Source organism: Corticicoccus populi, assembly GCF_042686195.1.
GTDB classification, from domain to species: Bacteria; Bacillota; Bacilli; order Staphylococcales; family Salinicoccaceae; genus Corticicoccus; species Corticicoccus populi.
On the sequence record NZ_JBHUOQ010000003.1, the window covers coordinates 90,212 to 114,328 of the forward strand.

22 protein-coding genes are annotated in these 24,117 nt (G+C 42.0%); 17 read left to right on the forward strand and 5 right to left on the reverse strand.

Annotated elements, in window-relative coordinates; translation table 11 throughout:
* Nucleotides 1-36: 36 nt before the first annotated feature.
* On the reverse strand, nucleotides 37-639 hold the full coding sequence (locus ACFSX4_RS08755; RefSeq protein ID WP_377773686.1) for a hypothetical protein: 603 nt from the start codon (nucleotides 637-639) through the stop codon (nucleotides 37-39).
* A 117-nt stretch (nucleotides 640-756) separates the two neighbouring features.
* Here ACFSX4_RS08755 and ACFSX4_RS08760 point away from each other — a divergent pair, with 117 nt between their 5' ends.
* From ACFSX4_RS08760 to ACFSX4_RS08775, 4 genes are all read left to right on the forward strand, one after another.
* Nucleotides 757-1,863 carry a M24 family metallopeptidase gene (locus tag ACFSX4_RS08760; RefSeq protein ID WP_377773688.1) on the forward strand — a complete coding sequence of 369 codons (1,107 nt, stop codon included), beginning with the start codon at nucleotides 757-759 and terminating at the stop codon, nucleotides 1,861-1,863.
* A gap of 127 nt (nucleotides 1,864-1,990) precedes the next feature.
* The gene (locus tag ACFSX4_RS08765) at nucleotides 1,991-3,400 is read left to right on the forward strand and encodes an IS1096 element passenger TnpR family protein (RefSeq protein ID WP_377773690.1); all 1,410 of its coding nucleotides are present in this window, start codon (nucleotides 1,991-1,993) and stop codon (nucleotides 3,398-3,400) included.
* Nucleotides 3,401-3,410: 10 nt separating this feature from the next.
* On the forward strand, nucleotides 3,411-4,586 hold the full coding sequence (locus ACFSX4_RS08770; RefSeq protein WP_377773692.1) for a benzoate/H(+) symporter BenE family transporter: 1,176 nt from the start codon (nucleotides 3,411-3,413) through the stop codon (nucleotides 4,584-4,586).
* 73 nt (nucleotides 4,587-4,659) lie between these two features.
* Nucleotides 4,660-5,121 (forward strand): nucleoside 2-deoxyribosyltransferase, encoded by a 462-nt coding sequence (locus tag ACFSX4_RS08775; protein WP_377773694.1) that lies wholly within the window; start codon nucleotides 4,660-4,662, stop codon nucleotides 5,119-5,121.
* Between the two features lie 67 nt (nucleotides 5,122-5,188).
* Here ACFSX4_RS08775 and ACFSX4_RS08780 read toward each other — a convergent pair whose 3' ends face one another.
* Nucleotides 5,189-6,199: a LacI family DNA-binding transcriptional regulator gene (locus tag ACFSX4_RS08780; RefSeq protein WP_377773696.1), complete on the reverse strand. Its 1,011-nt coding sequence runs from the start codon at nucleotides 6,197-6,199 to the stop codon at nucleotides 5,189-5,191.
* A gap of 178 nt (nucleotides 6,200-6,377) precedes the next feature.
* On the opposite strand from ACFSX4_RS08780, the gene purB reads away from it, so the two are divergent.
* A complete protein-coding gene (purB, locus tag ACFSX4_RS08785) occupies nucleotides 6,378-7,730 on the forward strand; it encodes an adenylosuccinate lyase (RefSeq protein WP_377773698.1) in 1,353 nt (450 codons plus the stop codon).
* 19 nt (nucleotides 7,731-7,749) lie between these two features.
* On the forward strand, nucleotides 7,750-9,030 hold the full coding sequence (locus ACFSX4_RS08790; protein WP_377773700.1) for an SLC13 family permease: 1,281 nt from the start codon (nucleotides 7,750-7,752) through the stop codon (nucleotides 9,028-9,030).
* A gap of 55 nt (nucleotides 9,031-9,085) precedes the next feature.
* Here ACFSX4_RS08790 and ACFSX4_RS08795 read toward each other — a convergent pair whose 3' ends face one another.
* Entirely contained in the window at nucleotides 9,086-9,970 is an 885-nt protein-coding gene (locus ACFSX4_RS08795) for a LysR family transcriptional regulator (protein WP_377773702.1), read from the reverse strand.
* A 115-nt stretch (nucleotides 9,971-10,085) separates the two neighbouring features.
* Between ACFSX4_RS08795 and ACFSX4_RS08800 the strand changes: the two genes are divergently transcribed.
* The 5 genes from ACFSX4_RS08800 to ACFSX4_RS08820 all read left to right on the forward strand — a co-directional run bounded on the left by ACFSX4_RS08800 (nucleotide 10,086) and on the right by ACFSX4_RS08820 (nucleotide 15,146).
* On the forward strand, nucleotides 10,086-11,312 hold the full coding sequence (locus ACFSX4_RS08800) for an MFS transporter (protein WP_377773704.1): 1,227 nt from the start codon (nucleotides 10,086-10,088) through the stop codon (nucleotides 11,310-11,312).
* 110 nt (nucleotides 11,313-11,422) lie between these two features.
* On the forward strand, nucleotides 11,423-12,874 hold the full coding sequence (locus ACFSX4_RS08805) for an aldehyde dehydrogenase family protein (protein WP_377773706.1): 1,452 nt from the start codon (nucleotides 11,423-11,425) through the stop codon (nucleotides 12,872-12,874).
* 13 nt (nucleotides 12,875-12,887) lie between these two features.
* Nucleotides 12,888-13,760 carry an NAD(P)-dependent oxidoreductase gene (locus tag ACFSX4_RS08810; protein WP_377773708.1) on the forward strand — a complete coding sequence of 291 codons (873 nt, stop codon included), beginning with the start codon at nucleotides 12,888-12,890 and terminating at the stop codon, nucleotides 13,758-13,760.
* 118 nt (nucleotides 13,761-13,878) lie between these two features.
* Nucleotides 13,879-14,688: a DUF3100 domain-containing protein gene (locus ACFSX4_RS08815; RefSeq protein ID WP_377773710.1), complete on the forward strand. Its 810-nt coding sequence runs from the start codon at nucleotides 13,879-13,881 to the stop codon at nucleotides 14,686-14,688.
* Between the two features lie 2 nt (nucleotides 14,689-14,690).
* On the forward strand, nucleotides 14,691-15,146 hold the full coding sequence (locus tag ACFSX4_RS08820) for a hypothetical protein (RefSeq protein WP_377773712.1): 456 nt from the start codon (nucleotides 14,691-14,693) through the stop codon (nucleotides 15,144-15,146).
* A 169-nt stretch (nucleotides 15,147-15,315) separates the two neighbouring features.
* Here ACFSX4_RS08820 and nhaC read toward each other — a convergent pair whose 3' ends face one another.
* Entirely contained in the window at nucleotides 15,316-16,782 is a 1,467-nt protein-coding gene (gene nhaC, locus ACFSX4_RS08825) for a Na+/H+ antiporter NhaC (protein WP_377773714.1), read from the reverse strand.
* Nucleotides 16,783-16,860: 78 nt separating this feature from the next.
* Entirely contained in the window at nucleotides 16,861-17,295 is a 435-nt protein-coding gene (locus ACFSX4_RS08830) for an acyl-CoA thioesterase (RefSeq protein ID WP_377773716.1), read from the reverse strand.
* Between the two features lie 222 nt (nucleotides 17,296-17,517).
* On the opposite strand from ACFSX4_RS08830, the gene ACFSX4_RS08835 reads away from it, so the two are divergent.
* The 6 genes from ACFSX4_RS08835 (at nucleotide 17,518) to ACFSX4_RS08860 (ending at nucleotide 24,068) form a co-directional block, all read left to right on the forward strand.
* Entirely contained in the window at nucleotides 17,518-18,945 is a 1,428-nt protein-coding gene (locus ACFSX4_RS08835) for a plasmid pRiA4b ORF-3 family protein (RefSeq protein ID WP_377773718.1), read from the forward strand.
* A gap of 133 nt (nucleotides 18,946-19,078) precedes the next feature.
* Nucleotides 19,079-19,789: a GntR family transcriptional regulator gene (locus tag ACFSX4_RS08840; RefSeq protein WP_377773720.1), complete on the forward strand. Its 711-nt coding sequence runs from the start codon at nucleotides 19,079-19,081 to the stop codon at nucleotides 19,787-19,789.
* A 59-nt stretch (nucleotides 19,790-19,848) separates the two neighbouring features.
* The gene (locus ACFSX4_RS08845) at nucleotides 19,849-20,958 is read left to right on the forward strand and encodes an SIS domain-containing protein (protein WP_377773722.1); all 1,110 of its coding nucleotides are present in this window, start codon (nucleotides 19,849-19,851) and stop codon (nucleotides 20,956-20,958) included.
* A complete protein-coding gene (locus tag ACFSX4_RS08850) occupies nucleotides 20,942-21,844 on the forward strand; it encodes a 1-phosphofructokinase family hexose kinase (protein ID WP_377773724.1) in 903 nt (300 codons plus the stop codon). Before ACFSX4_RS08845 ends, ACFSX4_RS08850 begins: the two co-directional genes overlap by 17 nt.
* Nucleotides 21,841-22,794: a tagatose 1,6-diphosphate aldolase gene (locus ACFSX4_RS08855; protein WP_377773726.1), complete on the forward strand. Its 954-nt coding sequence runs from the start codon at nucleotides 21,841-21,843 to the stop codon at nucleotides 22,792-22,794. Before ACFSX4_RS08850 ends, ACFSX4_RS08855 begins: the two co-directional genes overlap by 4 nt.
* Nucleotides 22,795-22,820: 26 nt before the next feature.
* Nucleotides 22,821-24,068 (forward strand): Gfo/Idh/MocA family protein, encoded by a 1,248-nt coding sequence (locus ACFSX4_RS08860; RefSeq protein WP_377773728.1) that lies wholly within the window; start codon nucleotides 22,821-22,823, stop codon nucleotides 24,066-24,068.
* Nucleotides 24,069-24,117 lie beyond the last annotated feature (49 nt).

Sequence of the window (24,117 nt, forward strand, 5' to 3'; positions counted from 1 at the left end):
AAACCGCCGGTGAGGCGGCGGTTTAAATCATTACGGCTACAGCCATAAGAGTAAGATATCGACTGTATCCCAGACCCGGAATAATAAAAAGGTCATCGCATGTATGATGAGCACACATAAAATAATCGGCCAGAATACATCAATCGGTTCCTTTTTTAATGTCAGGAACAACAGTATTGCCGGATACAGGTTTGTAAGTGTCAGTATAATGATAATGGATATTCCGAACATGATTCTGAGCGGACCAATCGGGATATCTGCGATATAGTGGCCGCCGATAACCGTGAAATAAAGCAGTACAGCGACAGTAAAAATGACTGTACCGAAAAGCGCGTAATAGGAGTATATTGTAATTATAGACACGGTTCTTTTTCTGAAAAATTTGATGAAAAAATAAAGAATGATAATATTTGAGTTGATAAAAATCAGCAGTATCAGTGACTGGATGACCAGACTTTGAAAAATATGGTCGAAAGCGTATATCTCATAGCTGAACAAATCGATCCCTACTAAATAACCGAATGCCCCGAGAATGATAGAATATATCATCAACAGTGATACAGACATAAACGGGGGAAGAGAGAAACCGTCATCGAAATTGGTATGCAGTTTTTTAAAGTTATGAAGTATGTATTTCATGGGATATCCACTCGTTCACCTTTATATATTCGCTTTCAATCGTATCACAAGAATGAAAAAATGAGAATTTATTGATATTGTTGATTAAGAGCACATTAATGAAAGGATGTACTAGAAATGGCAAATAAATTTGAAAACAGAATAGAGAAACTCTCAAACACTGTGGATACGGATATTGTATTTATTACGGACCCGGTGAATATTTTTTATTTTACAGGATGTTTCATAAATCCTCATGAGCGACTCCTTGTGTTGATCGCAGACACTGATACAAGGGAAACAACACTGGTGTTCCCTGCGCTGGATCAGGAAGTCGTTAATCAGTCAGCGACTGTAACACATCACCTGCCCCATAAAGACGGCGATAATCCATTCAGTTTGATTTTTGACGTATTCAACAGTAAAAAGTCAGTTGCGGTGGAAGGCAGCCATCTTACGTATGACCGGTACTTAAGTCTGCTGGATCACTTCAATCCGGAAGGTATTCATCGTGCGGATGATGAACTGAATGCCCTACGCGGAATTAAAAATGACGAAGACCGTGAAAAACTTCAGGAAGCAGTGGATATTACTGAAAAGGCACTGTTTGATTTAACTGAATGGGGTGTTATTGGAAAGTCGGAAAAAGAAATTTCCGAGTATCTCGTGACGCAGTTTAAATCTTACGGTGCAGTCGATGTATCATTCGGTCCGCTTGTTTTGACCGGTGAAAACTCCGCACTGCCGCATGGTGTGTCAGGGGATACGACAGTAAAAGAAGGAGATTTTCTCCTGATTGACTGCGGTGTCATCACAAAAGACCGCTATGTTTCTGATATGACACGGACTTTTATTATCGGGGAACCGACAACAGAACAGCGGAAGATTTATGAGACTGTTCTGGAGGCGAATATCGCAAGTATTGAGGTCAGTACTGCCGGAACAGAAATGAGAAAACTGGATAATTCCGCAAGGGATATTATTGAAAATGCAGGGTACGGAGAGTACTTCACCCACCGAATCGGTCACGGCATCGGTATCGGTCTCCACGAGCAGCCGTCACTGGACCATCAGAATAAAACACCACTTCAGGCGGGGCACGTGATTACAATTGAACCCGGGATATACCAGGCCGGATACGGCGGTGTGAGAATTGAAGACGGCATTATTGTGACAGAAGACGGTGCACCGTATAATTTTAATCGTTTCCCAAAAAATATAGACTCAATTATTTTATCTAAATAATTGAGTCAGAGGCGTTCTTTATTAAATAAGAACGTCTTTTTATCATTTTATCCGTGATCCCTTTAGTTTGAGGCATATTTTAGTGTAAACTGAAGATAAATATTAGAGAAATTTCATGAGGTGGCATATGGATTTAAGAACATTTTTTGAACGCTATACATTAGAGCATGAAATTGTCAGGGCGAATTTAATCAATGCAGCGTCTTTTGACAGTCAGGAATCGTTTATTGATTTCAAAATGCAGGAAATCAGTGATGAATCCCGGCTTTTTAATATTGCCCGGCATATGTCAGTCACCGAAACTAAATTGATTAAGAACTTATATCAAAGTACACCGGATGATGAAATGTTGTACAGGGTAAACTACAATGTTGAATCATATGCGGCACTGGTTGATGCGCAGTTCATTTTAGAGGATGAGAACAATGCCGGCATGATTCACAGTGATATCGTCAGCGCCTTATATCAGGCTTCTGCCGCCTCCGGAATTCTGCCGGTTCAAGATATGTATGTTAAAGGTGAAGATGCACTGCCAGAGTATGAGCTGTCACAGCTTAAGGAGATTTATACGGGGCCGATATACTGGTTTTATAATAATTTTAAGTTTACAGAGCTTAGAAAAATACTGTCCAGACTGAATGTGAAGCCGGACGGCCGCTACAAAGAAGATTATATTAAGCAGTTAACACCGCTTTTAACCAATCCTGAATATTTAAAGCGTGCACTTTTAACGATTGAAGAAAACGAATATCAGGTCATCTGCAGTCATGTGAAAAACAGCTTGAATATTTACAGAAAGCATTCGCGCTGGGCTGCTGCGAAAAAGACGGGTCTTCTGGTGGAAGTGTCGAGGGATTATCTGGCGATGCATGAGGATGTATTGAACACTTTGAAAAAAATAGATTTTAAGAAACTGGATCAGGAAAGAGCACATGAAATGCATCTTCATGTCGATGATTACAATGCCTACCATCTGGAACTTAAGATCCCTTTTGAAGACAGTGATATTATCCGGGAAGTCTACATGCCGACAGGCATGAATTTTTATGAATTCGAACGTGTCATTAAAGAAGCCATGGGGTGGAAAATTAATTCAGATTCTTATTTTGATGCAGAAAATATTCGTATATACAGTACGGAGTTTGAAGCCCGGAACAGCGGAGAGTTCCGTTCTATGATTGCGAGTTACACTCAGATTGATGCGGTTTTTGACAACTCCGGACGGCTCGTTTATGAGTATAATCCGGGTGCCGGTTACAGTGTGAACGTGTCATTGAAGCGGTTGATTAATATTGACCGGAAAATGCCGCAGATTACTGCCTACAGCGGACCGGTACCGGTGGATAATATTGGCGGTATAGATCAACTCGGGTATGTGTTAAACGTGCTTAATGACCCCGGACATGGGTCATATATTCCAATTTATCAGAAAGCACACAGTCTGAACTACAGAACCCGCTACCCGAAACGTGCGATTAATAAAAGGCTCGCACAGATATTTAATAAGTCATATCCGGTTACAGAATTTAACGAATGAAGGTAGTTATATGAAGTACAGTACAGATAGAAATCTGATTAAAGACAGCAGCAGGAAAAATATATCAAGCGGAATCATTGCGGGTACACTTGGGATTTTCGGCCCGACAATTATGGTGATTGAAGCAGCTTCGGCCGGCGGATTTTCATACGCTGAAACAATTTCCTGGGCATATGCAGTACTGTTTTTCGGTGCTGTTCTCGGTATTGTGATGTCAATGTATTACAGAATACCGGTTGTCGGGGCGCACTCTATCACAGGCGCAGCATTTTTAGTGACAGTAACACCACACTTTACACTGCCGGAACTGGTCGGGGCATATATTATTACCGGACTGATTATTTTATTATTTGGAATATCAGGGGCTTTCAAAAAAGTGATGAGCTGGATACCAAAAGAGATACTGTCTGCCATGCTGGCAGGGATTATTACTACATATGTCGTCGGTCTTATTCCGGCGGTGCAGGAACTGCCGATGATTGGCATCCCGGCATTAATTGTATTTTTCATGTTGATAAAATGGGACTTAAGGATACCACCGATGCTTGGTGCGGTAATAACGAGCCTTGTGTTATTCATTATTTTAAGTGACTGGGGAAGTGTGAGTATAGGGACAGAGGCAGTTATGCCTGTGTTTGAGATCCCGTCATTCTCACTGATCGGCGCCTTGTCCATATCAATCCCGCTTGCCATACTTATTTTGAGCAATGACATTACACCTGCTGTCGGTGCACTCGAGAGACAGGAATATGAAGTGCCGACGAACCGTATGCTGACGGCAACTGGAATTGCTTCAATCGCAGCTGCTTTCTTTGGCGGACAGTCTGCCAATGCAGCCGGAATGATGACAATTATAGCGTCGGATGAAGAAGCGGGGGATAAAGATAAAAGGTATGTCGCAGCTGTAGTCTGCAGCGGAATCCTTCTCATCGCAGGTATTTTTGCATGGGCGATTGTCCCGCTGCTTTTAGACCTCCCTGACAGCTTGACGGCAATACTTGTCGGTTTTGTTCTGCTCGGTGTGTTCGGCTCCACCCTAAAAACAAGCTTCTCAGACCCGAAATACATGATGAGTGCAGTATTTACATTCATTATTTCAATATCCGGTGTGACGATATTTTATGTGAGTGCACCGGTGTGGGCACTTCTAATCGGTACGATTATGGCGAAAACCATGGAGAAATAGGATTTCGGAGTGCAGGGGATATGTAGTATCATTAACTTTATACTGAAGAAATTCGTTAGGAAAGGTGATTACATTGAAAATTTATTTAGGCAGTCCTTTTTTTGATCAGGAACAGGTGGAAAGAGTGAAACGAGTGGAGGAAGCATTGGCGGAAAATCCGACAGTGACTGAAGTATTCTCCCCAAGAACGCAACAGGTTGAACATTTGAAGCATGGTTCTGATGAATGGCGTGAGGCAGTATATAATAATGATATTAAGCATGTCGAGTGGTGTGATGCTATTGTCGCAGTGCATGATTATGAAGAAAAATTTGTAGATGCAGGGACAGCATTTGAAATTGGGTATGCGAAGGCAAAAGAAAAGTTTGTCGTACTCTATCAGGAAAAAGATCCCGAAAAAGCACCTGTAAATTTAATGTTGTCAGACTCACTGGATGCATACCTTCAAAGTGCAGATGCTCTGAGAAAGTATGATTTTAATAAAAAAGAAGCGATTAGATTTGAACACTACTACTTTGATGAAGTGGCAGAGTAGCATAGTTATTAAGAAAAGCAGACTGAGTACGGTAAATAAATCCGTCGTACTCAGTCTGTTTTTATATTTACTTCTCTGACAGCAGCTCTGCAGTACTGTTCCGTTTAATCAGTTCGGCACCATTAATTGTCAGGTGGGTGGACTGGGTATCTTTTTTAATAAGCTGGACCAGGTTTTTGACTGCTTCCTGCCCCATCTCATACAAAGGCATCTTTATGGTTGTCAGAGGGGGCTGCAGTGCGTCGGCAAAAGGCACATCATGGATACTCACCAGAGAAAAATCATTTGGAATTGTTCTTCCTGCCTCATATGCTGCCCGCATCGCACCGAGTGCTGCAAGGATGCTCCCTGCAAATACTGCAGTCGGCGGTTCTTTTAAAGCAAGCAGCTTTTTCATTGCCGAGTAGCCGCTTTCTATACTGTAGGAACTTTCCTGAACATAGTCGTTAAGGATTTCGAGTTCATTCGAATGCATTGCCTGTTTATAACCGTTAAAACGGGTTTTACCTGTCCCTGTATCAAACGGACCAGTAATATGAGCTATTTTTCTGTGACCGAGCTGGATTAGATGATCAGTGGCTAACTTTCCGGCAAATTCATCATCAAGTACAACGTAGTGATTAATGCCCGGGATCATTCTGTTAATCAGCAGAAAAGGTTTCTTTGATTCTTGTAATTCGACTATTTCCTGATCTTCAGATTCCGAGATGGCAATCAGCAGCCCGTCGGTCCTGCCTTCAATTAAATGAGAAAATTTATTATGTTCGGTTCCTTTTTGTTTCATACTGTAGACCATTAAGTTATATCCTTCTTTTGCTGCCTGGTCTTCTGCCCCGTGGATAATTTCGGAATAAACGGGATTGGCAAAATCGGGAATTACCATACCGAGCATTTTTGTTTCATTGCGTTTGAGATTTTGAGCAGAGCGGTTTGGGAAATAATTTAATTCCTTAACAGTTTCCAAAATTCTTTCACGTGTGGAATCTTTAATTTTTAATGTCTGGTCTTTATTCAGCACTCTGGAGACGACTGTAGGGTGCACGCCGGCTCTTTTTGCCACATCTTTAATTGTAGTCATTTTTACATTCCACCAATCTTTTCACTTTATATAATTATATAAATAATATGTGTTTTTTTCAAAATACATTTGACAAATAAATGAAAACGCTTTAAAGTGTAAATACACAAAGGAAAACGATTTCCTTATTTATTTTTATTTTAAAGGAAAACGATTTCCTGAATAGGAGGATGATTTTATGATATCAAGTGTCATTGATTCGGATATTTACAGGGGAATATTTGTCTCGGAAGAAATGCGTTCAGTTTTTTCTGATGAGTCTTTAATGCAGAAATGGCTCGATTCATGGTCTGCTCTTGCACAGGCAGAAGCAGAGGCGGGGCTCATACCGAAGGATGCAGCAGAAAAAATTACGGAAAAAGCTGATTATGAGTTGTTTGACAAAACACTTATCCGTGAGGGGATTGTGGATACAACGCATCCTCTGATTGTTCAAATCAGACAGTTTACAGAAGCTGTCGGAGGGAGAGAAGGCGGATATATTCACTGGGGTGCAACGACCCAGGACATTATGGATACTGCGGTTGTCCTGCAGATTAAAGAAGCACACAGTATTTTATTAAAACAGTTAAAACGTTTTTTAACGACATTGTTAAATCATGCAGAAAAATATAAGAATACGATAATGGCAGGACGGACTCACGGCCAGCATGCACTCCCAGTCACACTGGGATATAAGATCGCAATTTGGGCAGATGAAATCGGCAGGCATATTGAACGGTTGGAAACCGGTGCAGACAGGTATTTGATGAGCTCTTTCAGTGGTGCGGCAGGTACGCTTGCATCTATTGGGAATGACGGTTTGAAAGTTCAGGAATTTTTCAGTAAGAATCTCGGATTGAAGCAGCCTGTCATTACATGGCATGTACAAAGAGATGGTTTTGCAGAGTATTCAAGCACTCTGGCGATGATTGCAGGAACTGTAGGTAAGATTGCCAATGAGATTATTAATCTGCAGAAATCAGAAATAGGTGAAATTGAAGAAGGGTTCAAGGATGGACAGATCGGCAGCAGTACAATGCCGCATAAAAGAAATCCGATGATCTGCGAGTATGTGGTTGGTTTGGTCAGAGTGGTTCAACGGAGCGCCTCTCTCGGTTTTGATGCGATGATTCAGGAACATGAGCGTGATATGACATTCTGGACAACTGAATGGTCGTATATTCCACAGATTTCTATTTTAACAAGCGGTGCTTTGGAACAGATGCAGGGCATTTTGGAGCGGTTTATTGTTCATGAAGATAATATGGAAAAAAACTTAAATCTTCTTAAAGGACTAATAGTATCGGAGAATTTAATGTTAAAGCTTGGTGAACATGTCGGCAGACAGGTGGCACACGATATTGTGTATGAGGCATCTATGGAGGCTTTTGAAAGTGATAGACATTTAGTTGATGTAGCTCTTGAGAATTCAAAAATTACCGAACACTTGTCAAATGAAGAAATAAGAAATCATTTAAATCCAAAAGAATATGTTGGTTTATGCTCCGAGTATGTTGAACGTGTAGAGAAAAAATGGGGTAAACGATAAAATTTGAGGAGTGATGTCTATGTCACCAGCAGTTATCACACTGCTTATTCTGTTACTGGCTGCAATATTATTTTTAACGGAAAAACTGCCTGTAGCAGTAACGGCGCTTTTATCTGCGCTATTGCTGTATATTACCGGCGTTGTTGATGCAGAAACAATATTCTCTGGATTTACAAATAATGTTGTCATTCTGATAACAGGGATGTTTGTTATCGGCGCATCTTTATTTGAAACAGGTGTAGCGAAAAAAATCGGTCAATTAATTACAAAATTCGCCAAGACCGAGAAACAGCTGCTGCTTGCAATTATGTTAATTGGTGCCGGTCTTTCTGCATTCCTGTCCAACACAAGTACTACAGCAGTGCTGATGCCGATTGTTATAATGATTGCTGCATCAAGCGGTTTCTCAAGTTCCAAATTATTGATGCCGCTGGCTTATGCAACTGCTCTTGGAGGAATGATTACACTTGTCGGTACAAATGGAAACCTTGCGGTGCAGGGTGTCATGGAAAATGAAAATGTACCGGTATTCGGGTTTTTTGAGTTTGCTTATATCGGTATACCGTTGACGATTGTCGGTATTATTTATATGATGACCATCGGTTATAAATTAATTCCCGACCGTGAAGGCGGGACAATGATTGGTGATTTGGATCTTAGTAAAATTGAAAATGAAGAAAAAAACGAAAATCACACGCCTGTTAAACAATTCATGTCAGTAGCTGTCCTCATTATTGCAATCATCTTTATGGTTTTTGAGGAACAGATTGGTGTACCGCTTCATGTCGTTTCCATCATGGGGGCTGTAGTACTGGTAGTCACAAGAACAATGACAGAAAAACAGGCTTACCGTTCACTGGACCTCTCTACGATTATTTTAGTAGCGGCAATGATGCCGATGGCTACTGCACTCGGTGAAACAGGTGCTGCAAACATGATTGCAGATTCTGTACTGGGGATAGTCGGTGGTGACGCCAGTCCGTATGTACTGACAGGTATTATATTCTGTATTACAGCATTACTGACGTCGGTAATGTCCAATACAGCAGCGGCAGCTCTGATGGCGCCGATCGGTCTTGTGCTTGCAGTGAGTATCGGTGCAGATCCGAAAGCCGTGATGATGACTGTAGCAGTCGGAGCATCTGCTGCCTATGCATCTCCGATCGGAACACCTCCGAATACTATGATATACGGTCCCGGTAACTATACATTTATGGATTATATCAAGTGCGGATTTCCGTTCCTTGTCATACAGCTGATTATTTGTGTCATAGTGGTTCCAATGATCTGGCCGTTTTAAAAATAACATATAATGATAAAGAAGCGTGCTGCTTTCACGGTACGCTTCTTTACCTTTAATAATTCTCTACATTCAAGGACATCAAAAATTCTTTAAATCTTCGTGATGCCGGGGAAAGATAGTGGTTTTCCTTCCATCCGAGGCCGATCATTCTTAAGCTGTTGTCATCCTCAATCTGAATGGTCACAAGGCCGTTTGTTTCTATCTCTTTAATCTCAGGCATAATGGAAATGCCGAGTCCGACTGAAATTAATCCTGCGATAGTATTCAATTCCTCTCCCTCGAATGTAATTTCAGGCTGTATTCCAGCCTGCTCAAATAAGCGGTTGGAAATCTCTCTTAATGAAAATCCTTCTTTCAACATAATAAATTTTTCTTCCTGCAGTTCATTAATTTTTACGGAACGCCGTTTTGAAAGCTTATGATCTTTTGGGACCACGAGATACATAGGTTCTTCCCACAGCTTCTGCCATACAACAGATTTTTCAAGATTAATCGGTGAGATGAGTGCCAGATCCACCTCTTCTTTTGCGATTAATCTGCTGATGTAGTGGGAAGGTCCCTGCTTTAACTGAAGTTCAATATCCGGGAATTGTTTTTGGAATTCTGAGATGATTTCAGGAATATGGCTTGTGGCAAGAGTGTGAAGGAAGCCGAATGAGGTGCTTCCGGTGTTCGGGTCAAGCATTTCTGAAATTTCACGTTCCCCCTGTGCAAGCTCGGACAGCATATTATTCGTTCTGAAGAGCATTACTTTACCAAAAGCATTCAGCTCTATCCGCCTGTTTTTTCTTGAGAATAAAGGGACACCGAGTTCATGTTCCAAATTTGAAATAGAACGGCTCAAGGCGGACTGGGATATAGACAATTTTTCGCTTGCTTTTGTAATATGTCCGATTTCCGCCACGGTTTTAAAATACTTTAATTGTTGAATATCCACAATGAATCATCTCCTTTATGCGTTTAATGCATGAATAATATAAAAATAATGCATTTTACTTAATGATAAGCGGATGCTACCATTAAAAGCAATATAAATGAGGAGAATCATTATAATGTATCAGGATTATATAGAACGTGGAACACCGGAATTCAGACGTACTGCCTTTGCATTCTTTGCAGCGGGTTTTAACACATTTGCCATTCTGTATGCAGCCCAGCCACTGCTCCCTATCTTTGTTGAAAAATATAATGTTGATGCATCAGTATCCAGTCTCTCACTGACATTAACCACATTGACTCTTGCACTCAGCATGCTGATATTCGGCTCATTGTCAGAGGCACTCGGCAGAAAGAATATCATGATTATTTCAATGGTTGCTGCGTCTGTACTCTGTATTTTGACTGCATTCAGTCCGAATTTTGAAAGTCTGCTCGTGTTGAGGGCGCTTCAGGGTGTGGCACTTGCCGGAGTTCCTTCGATTGCCATGGCATATATCAGTGAGGAAATTCATCCGCGGAGTCTCGCACTGGCGATGGGTCTGTATATCAGCGGTAACTCCCTTGGTGCTGTTTTCGGTCGTGTATTATCCGGAATTCTCGGTGACATGATTAACTGGCAGGCGGCAGTTCTCGTCATCGGTCTGATCAGCATGGCTGCGACAATCGTATTCATCAAAAGTCTGAGACCGTCGAGACATTTCACTGCAGAAGAATTGAATATTAAAGCACTTGCCGGCTATTTAATTCATCACTTGAAAAATCCTGTTCTGCTGTGTTTATACGGCATCGGCTTTTTGTTACTGGGAATCAACATGGCACTTTTCAGTTATGTCACATTTGTCCTGCTGGGAGCTCCGTACAGTCTCAGCCAGTCATTAGTCAGCTGGATATTCCTGATTCTGCTCATCGGAACAGTGAGTTCGGCGTTGACAGGCACCATTGTGACGCGGCTCGGTAAGGTTAAATCGATTTATACAGGTCTCGGTATTTTAAGTCTCGGAATTATACTGCTGTTCATACCGAATATGGCTGCCATTATCATTGGGATGTGTCTCTTCACATACGGCTTCTTCCTGTCACATTCAATTGTGAGCGGGCTCGTCGGAGAGAATGCAGACGGTCATAAGGCCCAGGCATCCTCGCTGTATTTATTCTTTTATTACAGCGGATCTGCAGTCATCGCAACACTCGGTGGTGTATTTTGGAATTATTCCGGCTGGAACGGTGTCATTTACATGACGGCAGCTTGTGCAGTGTTGAGCTTTATATTAATTTTTACAGCGATTAAGCTGAAGCGGGTACAGACTGCCGGTGAATTGACCGCAAAAACAGAATCGTAAAATAAAAGTAAGAAGCTCTGCTGTAAAGTGCAGAGCTTCTTTGTGTGAGTCAGGACTTTTATTTACTTTGAATTTTTAGAATATTATAATTACTGAATGGAGGGATATATATGACAAAAACATATTATAATTATATCGACGGAGAATGGACAGAATCAAAGTCAGGAAAGACATATACAAGTATCAATCCGGCGGATAAAAATGAAGTGCTCGGTGAATTTCAATATTCTTCTGCTGAAGATGTAGAAGAAGCAGTTGAAGTATGTGAGCAGGCATTTAAATCATGGTCCATGGTACCTGCACCGAAACGCGGGAAGGTTTTATTTAAACTGATTCAGCTGCTTGAAGAAAACAAAGGTGAACTTGCAGAAATCATCACTAAGGAAGTCGGCAAAACATATAAAAGTGCACTCGGTGAAGTAAATAAAACGATTGAGGCCATGGAACAGTTCAGCGGTGAAGCAACACGGTTGAAGGGAGAAACGGTGCCGTCTCAGGATGCGGACATTTTTGCCTATACAGTCAGAGAGCCTTTAGGCACTGTCGGTGTGATTGCACCTTATAATTTCCCGCTCGGTATTGGGATCTGGAAAATTGCACCTGCCATTACGGCCGGAAATACGGTTCTTTTCAAACCGGCGAGCAACACCTCACTGATCAGTGTGAAAATTATTGAGCTGTTTGAGAAGGCCGGCGTACCTAAAGGCGTGATTAACATGGTCACAGGTTCCGGAAGTATTATCGGTAAGTTGATTGGAGATCATCCGAAAATTAAGGCGGTGTCTTTTACAGGGTCAACTGAAGTTGGTCTCGCACTCGGCAGGGCGGTTCACGGCCGCGGTGGTAAAGTACAGGCGGAAATGGGCGGAAAAAATGCGTCTATAGTACTTGAAGATGCGGATTTGGATGAGACTGTGGAAAATCTTGTCGTGAGCGGGTTTATGGATAACGGTCAGCGCTGTACCGGTACGAGCCGCCTGATTATCCTCCGTTCCATTGCAGAAGAAGTAATTGAAAAACTGACTAAACGTGCGGAGAGTCTTAAAGTGGCGGACGGTTTTGATGAAGATGCGGATAACGGAGCGTATATTGATGAAAACCAGCTGAATTTATATTTGAACTCCATCCAGTCTGCAAAGGAAGAAGGGGCTGTTATTGCCTGCGGCGGGGAGCAGCTGTTAAGTGACGGCAGGGACAAAGGTTATTTTGTCGCACCGACAGTACTGACAGGTGTGACGCGTGATATGAATATTTTTAAAGAAGAAATATTTGCGCCGGTCATTGCGGTCATTGTTGTGGATTCCTACGAAGAAGCACTGGAGACGGCAAACGACAGTGCGTTCGGTCTGTCTTCCACTATTTACACGAATGATTTGAATAAGGCGATGGACTTTGTTAAACGTATTGAAACAGGTGTCACACATGTTAACATTCCTTCAAACTATTTTGAGAATCAGTATCCGTTCGGCGGCAAAAAAGCCTCGAGCCTCGGTCCGAGAGAGCAGGGTTCAACAGCACTTGATTTTTGGACGGATTATAAAACAGTCTATATTAAAGCATAGGGAGTGTTATGGAATGGGGAATATAGGAATTATCGGCTGTGGTCTGATGGGCAGCGGAATAGCCGGAAACTATTTGAAAAATAAAGACACTGTCTATGTCTATGACATTAATGCATCAGCTGTTGAGGCGCTGAAAGAAAAAGGTGCCAAAGGGGCAGTGTCCATTCAGGAACTTGCAGGTGTGTCTGACTTTGTCATACTTTCACTGGCATCGCCGGAGTTAATTCGGACGATTGTTGCCGGGGAGGATGGACTGATTGATCATATGAAGCGGGGAAGCTTTATTCTTGATATGAGTACGAATGATGTGGAGTACACTCGGGAAATGCACCAGGCGGCAGCGGCAAAAGATGTTCATTTTTTTGACTGTCCTTTAAGCGGTGGTCCGGAAGGTGCTGTACGCGGGGAGCTGACTGTAATGGCAGGCGGTGATGAAGCACAGTTTGAAGAAGTAAAGACGGTTCTGGATGTGATCGGGAAAAATATTCAGTACGTAGGTGAGAGCGGCTCGGGGCAGGTGGCGAAGTTGTGCAATAACATGGTTGTCGCCGGTATTGTTTCTCTTATCGGTGAAGCACTTGCTGTCGGCAGAGAAAATGGTGTGGATGAGAGGACGCTTGCCGGTATATTTCAAAACGGCTCGGCAGCATCGAAAGTGATGGATGTGTTCGGCGTTAATATGCTTGATGAATCATATGACAATGTGAAATTTTCTTTGGACAATTTAAAAAAAGACACAGGGTTGTATAAAAGACTTAAGGACAGCGGAGCTTTAGGGGATGCCCTCAGTGATGAAGTGAATCATCTGGTAGAATCCTGTGCCCGGCAGGGCTTCGGCGGTTTGGACAGTTCTGTCATTCACCATGTAATAAAGAAAACGTTTTAATAAAAGAAATTTAAAAAAACACTTTAGTTATCTGATTATTGTGATATATTATAAGAATCAGTTTTCTGATAATAATAATAATGATTCATGAAATCATAAAGTTTAAGGGGATGACAGTATGGCAGAGCAGATACCGAAATTATGGAAGGACTGGCGGCTGCATATCATCGTACTTGGGATTGTAGCACTGACAGAATATATAGGCACCTTTCAAATACAGGTAGGACCCGGTGTTATTTTATTATTACCAATGTTATATGCAGTGGTGATTGGTATTATTTTATATTTTACACCGATCATTTCAGAGAAACAGTCATTGAACGCAGAGCCGCTGGTGTTTATATCCGTAACATTGCTGATTGCGAAATTCGGTGTACAGGCAGGACCTGAAATCGGTATTATTCTTGAAGCGGGACCGGCACTGGTATTACAGGAGCTTGGGAATCTTGGAACAATACTTGTTGCCCTTCCGATTGCGGTCATGCTCGGTTTAAAAAGAGAAGCGATTGGTATGACGCATTCAATCGGACGTGAAGGGAACCTGGCTTTAATTACAGATAAATACGGCTTATCATCACCTGAGGGACGCGGTGTGATGGCTATTTATATTTTTGGTACGGTGTTCGGATCTATTTTTATCGGACTTGCGTCAGGCTTTTTTGCCACTGTGACACCAATCCATCCGTATGCATTTGCGATGGCGACAGGCGTCGGCAGCGGAAGTATGACGGCAGCTGCACTTGGACCGCTTGTTGCAGGGTTTCCTGAAATGGCAGATACAATTACTGCATTTTCAGGGGCGAGTAACCTTTTGACAACAGTTACAGGTTTGTATATGAGTATCCTTGTTGGACTTCCGCTGACAGTGAAACTGTATGAGATACTGGATAAGTTCAGAAATAAAAAAGCCGGTAAAGGGGTGGAATGACGATGTTGAAAAGTATACAGGAATGGGTATTATTATTTATCATTGTCGGTTTTATGGTCATCATCGGTAACTGGCTCGGGTATGAAGTGATGCCGCTTGATGCAGTGCCGGGAATACTTGTGTTAATCGCATTAAGCTTAGTTGGATTAATTCTTCATAAGGCGATAGGCTTCAAAAAACTGCCGAGTATCGCATATGTTGGTATCATCGCCCTTGTCATCACCCTCCCTGGTGTTCCGGGACAGGAAAAAATTGTCGAATGGACATCACATGTTAATGTACTTGCAATCGCGACACCAATCCTTGCCTATGCTGGAATTTCAATCGGCCGTTCGTGGACCGATTTTGCGAAACTCGGATGGAAGACAATCATCATTGGTATGTTTGTCATCATCGGTACATACCTGGGTTCAGCAATCATTGCAGAAATTATTTTAAGAATGCAGGGTATAATATAAGTAATATCAGAAAAAGCGTATTTCAAGTGATCACTTGAAATACGCTTTTTGTTGTCAGATGATGCCGATAGTTTTATACATGGCAGCGGGCGGCAGAATGATTCAGACATAAAAAAACCTGTATTTCCGGCAGTGAATTTCACCAGTCACACAGGCTTTATCATTTAATTTACTCTGCTGCTGTCTTTGTTTCGTCATTGTAAATTTCATCAAGCAGTGCTTTCTTTTCAGCATCAGTTGTTTTTTGAATACCGATACCGGTTGCAGCAAGTATAAGTGCAATGACCGGTACAGAGTAGTTCAGTACGGCATACGGTGCATACTCCCAAACCGCGACACCGAGGGTGCCGTAGATAAATACACCGCATGTGTTCCATGCGAAGAATACGGAAGTAAGTGTCCCGCCGTCTTCCAGTGAACGTGACAGGTTTTTAGTATGAAGATTGTTTTCAATGAAACTTCTTAAATACATACGCGAGGGCACAACGATGGAAATATACTGTTCTGAACACGTCGCGTTGGTAGCAATGGCTGACAGAACCGTTGCGCTGATAAGACCGAATGTACCTTTAGCAATTTTTAAAATTTGGTTCATTAATGCTTTCAGCATACCTGAATATTCAAGTACTCCGGCAAATGTCATTGCCACAATGGTCAGTGATACAGTATACATCATGCTCATTAAGCCTCCGGCATTAAATAAGCTGTTAACCATTTCATTGGTGGTCTCGATTACAAAGCCGTCCATTAATGTCGACATAGCTTCTGCCGTGCTGCCGCCCTGGATGAAAATCTGGGCGAGAAAACCGAGAGTAATACCGATGCCGAGTGCCGGAAGTGCCGGGAACTTAATTACGATACATAAGATAACAGCGAGTGGTACGAGAAGCAGCCAGGGTGTAATTACAAAGTTCTCCTGCATAGCTGTCATCATAGAAGAAATCTCTTCTGGTGAAGCACCTGCTGCTGCTGAACTTCTGCCGATGAAAAAGAAAACCGTTAAAGCAATAATCAGTCCGGGTATCGTTGTATACAGCATATGTCTGATATGTTCAAACAAATCTGTATGCGTTAAACCGGCCGCGAGGTTAGTCGTGTCGGACAACGGTGACATTTTATCACCGAAGTATGATCCGGAAATGACCGCCCCTGCAATAATTGCGGGATTAATTCCCATGCTCATTCCGATACCCATGCCGGCAACACCGACGGTTGCCATGGTGGACCAGGAGCTGCCGATCGCAAGAGATACGATAGAACAAATAATACAGATAGTGAGCAGAAAATACGTCGGATCAATAATCATTAATCCATAATAAATCATTGTGGCAACTACGCCGCCGCCGATCCATGAGCCGATTACGAGACCGACGAGCATAATGATTACAATCGCAGGCAGGGCGAGTGTAATACCCTTATACAACATTTCCTCTGTCTCTTTCCATTTAAAGCCGTGAACAAGTGCGACGATGATTCCTGTGATTGTTCCGAGAATTAATGGTACGTGAGGATCTGCTTCTAAAATAATAATTGCCACCATCATTGCGGAAATCATAATAAATAATGGTATTAAAGCGGAAAAAACACTGAATTCTTTAGTACCGTTGTCTGTAGATCTAGAATTTTTATTTGTCATTATACATCACCTGATTATAATTATACACCGTAATCCTGTATCAGCAATTAAAAATTCTATTTTATATGAATATTTAAATTATTTAATTTTGATCTGTTCGTATTTTTGGAACCATTCCGGGAATGTTCGTTTGAACGCGACAGGTTTAAATTCATCATTTACTTTCTTTACAACAATATGAGTGGTCGTACCTTCTGTACATAATTCCCCGTCACCGTTAACTATTTGAAAGCCGTATATCGTTTTCATACCGGTGTTTTCAGCCACCCATGTTTTGACGAAAGCTCTGTCTCCGTAACGCAGTGATTTTTTATAAGTGATATTCACATTATAAACCGGCGCAAAATATCCTTCTCTTTCCATAGCAATATAATCATATCCGACATCTTCGATTAACTGCATCCGGCCGAGCTCGAGCCATTTAATATAGCTGCCGTGGTAAATGACACCCATCATATCTGTATCTGCATAAAGTACCTGTATTTCTTTTTCCGAAGTATATCCTGAGTTCATATTTATTATCCTCTCTCTATTTGTCTAGAACATTATATCATCTGAACCGGAAAACTGAGTGACAGAAATTAATTTCTGAAAGAAAGGTGACAGTTATTAAAAATATTGGAAATTCGATAAGTATTTAAATATACTGAAAATTTTCAATAGTTTGTAGAGAATATACAGATTTTATGGTAAATTATTATTAAGCGGAATACAATGAGGAAAGTAGGGGGTTTTATGGAGGTTAATCATTTCTATAGTCAATTTATCACTGCAGATGCACTTGAGAAAATATGCCGGGAACAAGGCCGTAATTACCATTCTGTCGATGAATTCACATTGTATAGAAAAAGAGATATGGAAAACCCGTACTTTTTATCATGGGCAGTTGAAGAGTTATCGGCAGAAGAGACAGAGCTGCTCAATCATTTGAAATCGCTTCCTTCAAAAGAAGGATATTACACGGTACCTTATGATTTAAATAGCTATCCGTTTCTGATTAAATACTGGCTGTTGATTGAAGCAGGAAACGGCCGGGGGGTTATCCTTGAAAGTACGGTCAGAAATCTGGTCAAAGAATTGAATAAAAATAATCAGTTGATGGACTGGTCGGACAGTATTGGTCCTGTTAAAAGAGAGATTCTCTTATCCTATGCAGAACTGCCGATTGAAGAGCTGCTCAGGAGTGTAAGGATTAATCAATTGAAAGATATATCAAAAGCACTGTCGTATGTACCGAGTGCACTGCATAAAGAAGCATTTGTAAAAGGTGCATCTGAAAGTCTGACGAATACGAGTGTGGTGGCGCGTCTTTTGATTCAATTATCGGATGAAAATTATCAACTGATTAAAATACATGCTGAAAATGATATTCCGCTTTATAACGGCGCTGATTTGAATGAGGATTTATTTAATTCCGGACTGGTCATCAGACTTGAAAACAGTTTTGGTGTGACACCTTATGAGGTACTGAAGACTATCAGGGAAACAAACTTCACGGAAATTGAAGCGAGACGCAGAAGTAAAATGCGTGAAACAGGCAGCAAATATCTGGAGGAAGGCTATAATGCGCTCCGGATAAAAGTGACGCTTGTCGGAACGATTGAGCCGATTTACAGGGAAATACTGATTCCGACACGGTTAAACTTCTATGAATTTCATATTATTATTCAAAATGTATTCGGCTGGGAGTCTAAAGCGCCGGCAAAATTCATAATGAATGATCATGAAGTCAGAGTATACAGCAGTGATGATGTAGTAACGTCGAAACAGCTCCTTGAGGCCAGCATGACACAGGTGGATATGTTCTTGACTACAGAGGGGGAGATTACTTATCTTTATGATTATAACAGTGAGTGGAAGCACCGTGTGGAGCTGATGGGTTATGCGGCAGTTGAAGAGAGTATTCCGGAAGTTGTGGAGTACAGCGGACCAATTGTCATTGAGGGACTCGGCAGTATTACTGAATTTGAAGAAAAGTATGAAATACTGAAAGATAAAAATCATCCCCAGTTTACAGATACATTTACCTGGGCGAAAAAGACGAATTACAAAGGACGCTATCCTAAAAATGCCATTAACCGTACACTTCGCAGAATATTTTCAAAAGGATATGCGATTACAGAGAAAAATGATATGCTGTTTAATGCACAGATTAACCATTAAGTATTATTGTGACAATGCTGTAAAGAATTTAATACAGTATTGTCACTTTTTAATTTTTACAGCGTACTGATAATTGGTATAATAGTGTTAATTATTAAACTTTAACTGGTAATAACCAATTGGAGGTGACATCATGAAAGACGGTGTTCATTTATATGCAAAAGTAGCCCGGGAAATCAGACGGCAGATTGATAATGGTACATATCAGGAAGGGGACCGGCTGCCGTCGGAACGGGATTTATGTAATGCATTTCAGGCGAGCCGCATCACCATCCGTCAGGCGCTTGAACTGCTGCAGGATCAGCGGGTCATTGTCAGGAAGCACGGTGTCGGGACCTATGTGCTGCCGTCACAGTATAATCAGCTGCTTGATAATTTATACAGTTTCAAAGATGAAATTGAAAAGAGCGGTGAGATCCCGACGACTAAAATGCTGGATATTGAGCTGGTTCATGTGGATGAATATCTGCATGAAAAGATGGCACTGCCGCTCAATACGGCGGTATATAAACTGTCGAGGCTCCGATCGGCGGACGGTGTACCGCTCATTTTGGAGTACAGCTATATCCCGGCAGCCATTGCTCCGGAGATGGACCGGTTTAATTTCAGCAAAGTGTCTTTGTATCAGACTTTGAAAAGGGAATACGGTATTGAAATTGATAAGTCCTATGAAACTTTGAAAGCAACAAAGGTGTATAAAGAGGAAGCGGGTCTTCTTAAAAGAGAAATAGATGATATTGCGATGTATATTCAGCGTTTTGCATATGCGGACGGGCACATTATCGAGTATACAAGAAGCATTGTAGCAGGAGATAAATATAAGTATACAGTAGAGCTTATTTAGTTCTACTTTTATTTATAGTATACTGGTTATAACAACATTACCACTGGAGGATTAAAAGGATGAACTTATATGACACGTATACGTATAAAGAAATCATGCAGCAGCAGACATTCTGGCCTGAAGCTGTCCAGGCAGCAGATGTAAAAGAAAAATTTAAAGCACTTGTTTCGGAGAAAAAGAAAAAAGGAAATTTGAAAATCTATTTTTCAGGTGCAGGGACTTCGGCATATGTCGGGGATATTCTGTCACGGATGTTAAAGACGTCCGGGGATATTTCCTTCCACGCTGCAGCGACGACAGATATTGTGACTGAACCGGAAGAATATTTTAAGGACGGAGATAATATTATATTATTCTCTTTTGCCCGTTCCGGTAACAGCCCGGAAACGAAAGGCACAGTAACACTTGCCGACCAGCTTTCAGCAGATATTTCTCACGTATTTGTGACTAATAATAAAGACGGCTACCTTGCACGGTATGAGGGGGAGGCAGTCAAAATCATTCTTCCAGAGGAAACAAATGACCGCTCTCTCGCAATGACAAGCAGTTTCTCTACTATGCTGATTGCGGCGGCATCACTGTTTGATACAGAGCTCAGCGGTTCATTCACCAATGACCTTAAAGAGACTTTTTCAAAAGTAGAAACCTTTGCGGCTGAAGTATTAAAAGATGACTTTAAGAAAATATTTTATGTCGGTACCGGTGTGAATTCAGAGATGACCCGGGAAACTTCATTGAAAATGAATGAATTGACCGGCGGCAGAATCGATGTCAGCCGGGAAACAACCCTCGGATTCAGACACGGTCCGAAAGCAGCGTTGACTGAAGGGGCGTTGTTTATCCAGCTCTACTCGAAGACAGATCAGTCATATATTCATCAGTATGAACGGGATATCACGAGTGAGGTTACAGCATTTAATCATTATTATAAAGTGATTATTACACCGTCAAAATCTCTGCTTCCTGATGATTTAAATGAAAACTGCAGGGTGCTTGAGACGGGGACCGAATATTCAGGATTTGAACTGTCACTGATATATTTACTGTTCGGCCAACTTCTGGCATGTATGAAGTCCCACCAATTATCAATTAATCCGGACGAACCGAGTCCTGACGGCTTTATCAACAGAGTAGTTGAAGGCGTGACACTGTATGACTATGACAAATAAAATTTTAACGGTGACATTGAATCCATCGGTCGATATTTTATATTGTACAGATACTTTTGAAATTGGAAATGTCCACCGTGTGGCCAAAGTGTCAAAGACTGCCGGGGGTAAAGGACTGAATGTATCGAATGTTGCAGATATACTCGGTTTAAACGTTACAGCGACCGGCTTTCTCGGCGGTCCGAATGGAGAGTTTATTAAGTCGCTGCTTGAAGAAAGCGGCATTACCAGGGATTTTGTCGACGTACCGATGAACACCCGTAACTGTATTAATATCGCGTCCGGCGGCAGTCATACAGAACTGCTTGAAGAAAGTGACACTGTTCCTTTTGAATATGCTGAAGTACTGCTTAGAAAGATTGAACAGTATGATGATATTGACTTTGCTGTGATTTCAGGCAGCCTCGCAGCAGGGATTCCCGTCAGTATTTACGGCGATATTATCCGGCGGCTGAATGATAAAAAGATTAAAGTCATTGTGGATGTGAACGCAGATATTTTAAAGGAAGTATTAAAAGAAGATATAGAAATATTTATGATTAAACCAAACCGTGAAGAAGCGGCGGCATTGTTCAGAGATGAACCGGTTCGACCACATGGCGTAGAACATTTAATAGTGAGCCTTGGAGCGGACGGGTTGGAGTGTTTTAACAGTTCAGGGCGTTTTAAGGTGAGTGTTCCGCAGGAGGAAGTGAAAAACACTGTCGGCTCCGGTGATGCATCGGTGGCGGGCTTTATTCACGGGTATTCAGCGGGCGGTCTGACTCAGGCACTGCAGTCGATGGCGGCTGCAGGGACAGCAAATGCGGTTCAGGAAACGACAGGATATATAGATATAAATGATTATCATAATTTACTTAAGAAAGTGAGTGTACGGAAAGTATGAAAGACATCAGCAGGTTAACCAATGACAAAGGAATTATTACAGCGCTTGCCATTGATCAGCGGGGGGCGCTCAGACGAATGATGGATGAGGATATTAAGGACGAAGACATCGAATCTTTCAAAAGTATTGTATCGGAAAATTTAACTGCACATGCATCTTCAATACTGCTGGACCCGGAATACGGACTGCCGGCAGCAAAGGTGCGTGATGAATCGTGCGGCGTGCTTCTTGCCTATGAGAAAACCGGGTATGATAAAACGGAACCCGGCAGAAGACCGGATTTACTGAATCAGTGGTCAGTAAGAGGCTTGAAAGAAGCGGGTGCAGATGCAGTAAAACTGCTCGTATATATCGATGTGGATGAAGCGGATGCAGTAAATGATGAGAAAAAAGCATTTATCAGCCGGGTAGGTTCGGAATGTAAAGGTGAAGATATTCCGTATTTCCTTGAGATACTGACGTATGATGCAGAAATTTCCGATGATAAAGGCAGGGAATACGCTGCAGTGAAGCCGGGGAAAGTCATTGGTGCGATGAAAGAATATGCAAAGCCTGAATATCATGTGGATGTGCTGAAGGTCGAAGTTCCTGTAAACATGAAGTATGTCGAAGGTTTCGGTGTGGACGGAGACGCTGTATATTCAAAAGAAGAAGCGGCGGAATTCTTTAAAGCACAGAGTACGGCTGGGGATGTTCCATTTATTTTCCTGAGTGCGGGTGTTGAAACCGGGCTGTTTATCGACACATTAAAGTTTGCGGCTGAGTCGGGATCTTCCTTTAACGGTATTCTCGGCGGCAGAGCGATCTGGAAGGATGCTGCAGCTGTATTTTTAAATGAAGGAAAAGAAGCAGCGAAAAAATGGGTAGAGACAAAAGGTGTCGAAAATATCAGAGAAGTGATGAGTGTTGTTGAACGGACCGCATCACCTGCAGACGGAAGCGGCATATAATAGATTCATCGAGGGGGAGAAAGATTATGAAAACAGCGATTATCATTGGAGCGGGCGACCGCGGGCGGAAGGTATACGGCCGGTTTGCTGAAAATAATCCGCTTGAAATGTCGATTGTCGGCGTTGCGGAGCCGAATCCGTATATCAGAAAAGATATGCAGAAGGTCCACGGTATTGAAGATGAAAATGCGGCAGAATCTTATGAAGCGTTATTGTCAAAAGGGAAAATTGCGGATGCCGCGATTATCACGACACTTGATAAAATGCACTATGCACCGGTAATTCAGGCCATTGAAGCAGGCTATGACATCCTGCTCGAAAAACCGATATCACCGGACGTTAAGGAATGTGTTGAAATCGCAGACAAGGCAGAAGCGAACGGTGTCAGTATCACGGTATGTCATGTGCTCCGGTATACTGAATTCTGGAGTACCATTAAAAAGATTATCGACAGCGGCGAAATCGGTGATGTCGCGAGTGTGCAGCTGAATGAGAATGTCGAATTCATGCACATGTCACACAGTTTCGTAAGAGGAAACTGGGGAAATAAAGAAAAATCGAGTCCGATGATTCTTCAGAAATCCTGCCATGACATGGATATTATCAGTTTCATCCTTGATAAAAAGTGTGAACGTGTATCATCTTTCGGGTCATTGATGCATTTCAACGAAGAAAATGCACCGGAAGGTGCACCGAAGCGCTGTCTGGAAGGCTGCCCCGCAGCGGACAGCTGTCCGTACCATGCCGGCAGATATTATCTCGGGGAAGGACGCGGCTGGGCCGGGAAGTTCACCAATGAAACAACAGATGAAGAAATTATTGAAGCATTGTGGAATACAGATTACGGTAAATGTGTATACCGTCATGACAATAATGTTGTGGATCATCAGGTAGTCAATATGGAGTTTGAGGGCGGCGCAACCGCAACGTTCAGTATGTGCGGATTCACAAGAGAACAGACAAGAATCTGCCAGATCATGGGGACAAAAGGTGAAATCAGAGGCAATATGTCTGACAACACATTAAGTATTTATGACTTCCTGAGCGGACATGAAAAAATTATTAAGCTCCCGTCACCTGTCGGCGGCCACGGCGGCGGGGACTACCGTTTAATGAGAGGCTTCATCAAGGCTTTGGACAGCGGTGAAGAAATGGATTCATCCATCGAAAAATCCCTGCAGAGTCATTTAATGGCCTTTGCAGCTGAGGAGTCCCGTCTTTCTAAAGGCCGTTCAATTGAACTGTCTGAGATGAGGGAAGCTGTAAAACTGTGAAGTAAATGAATATAATCATTCAAGTATCAGGTATGCCCCGCTTCGGGGA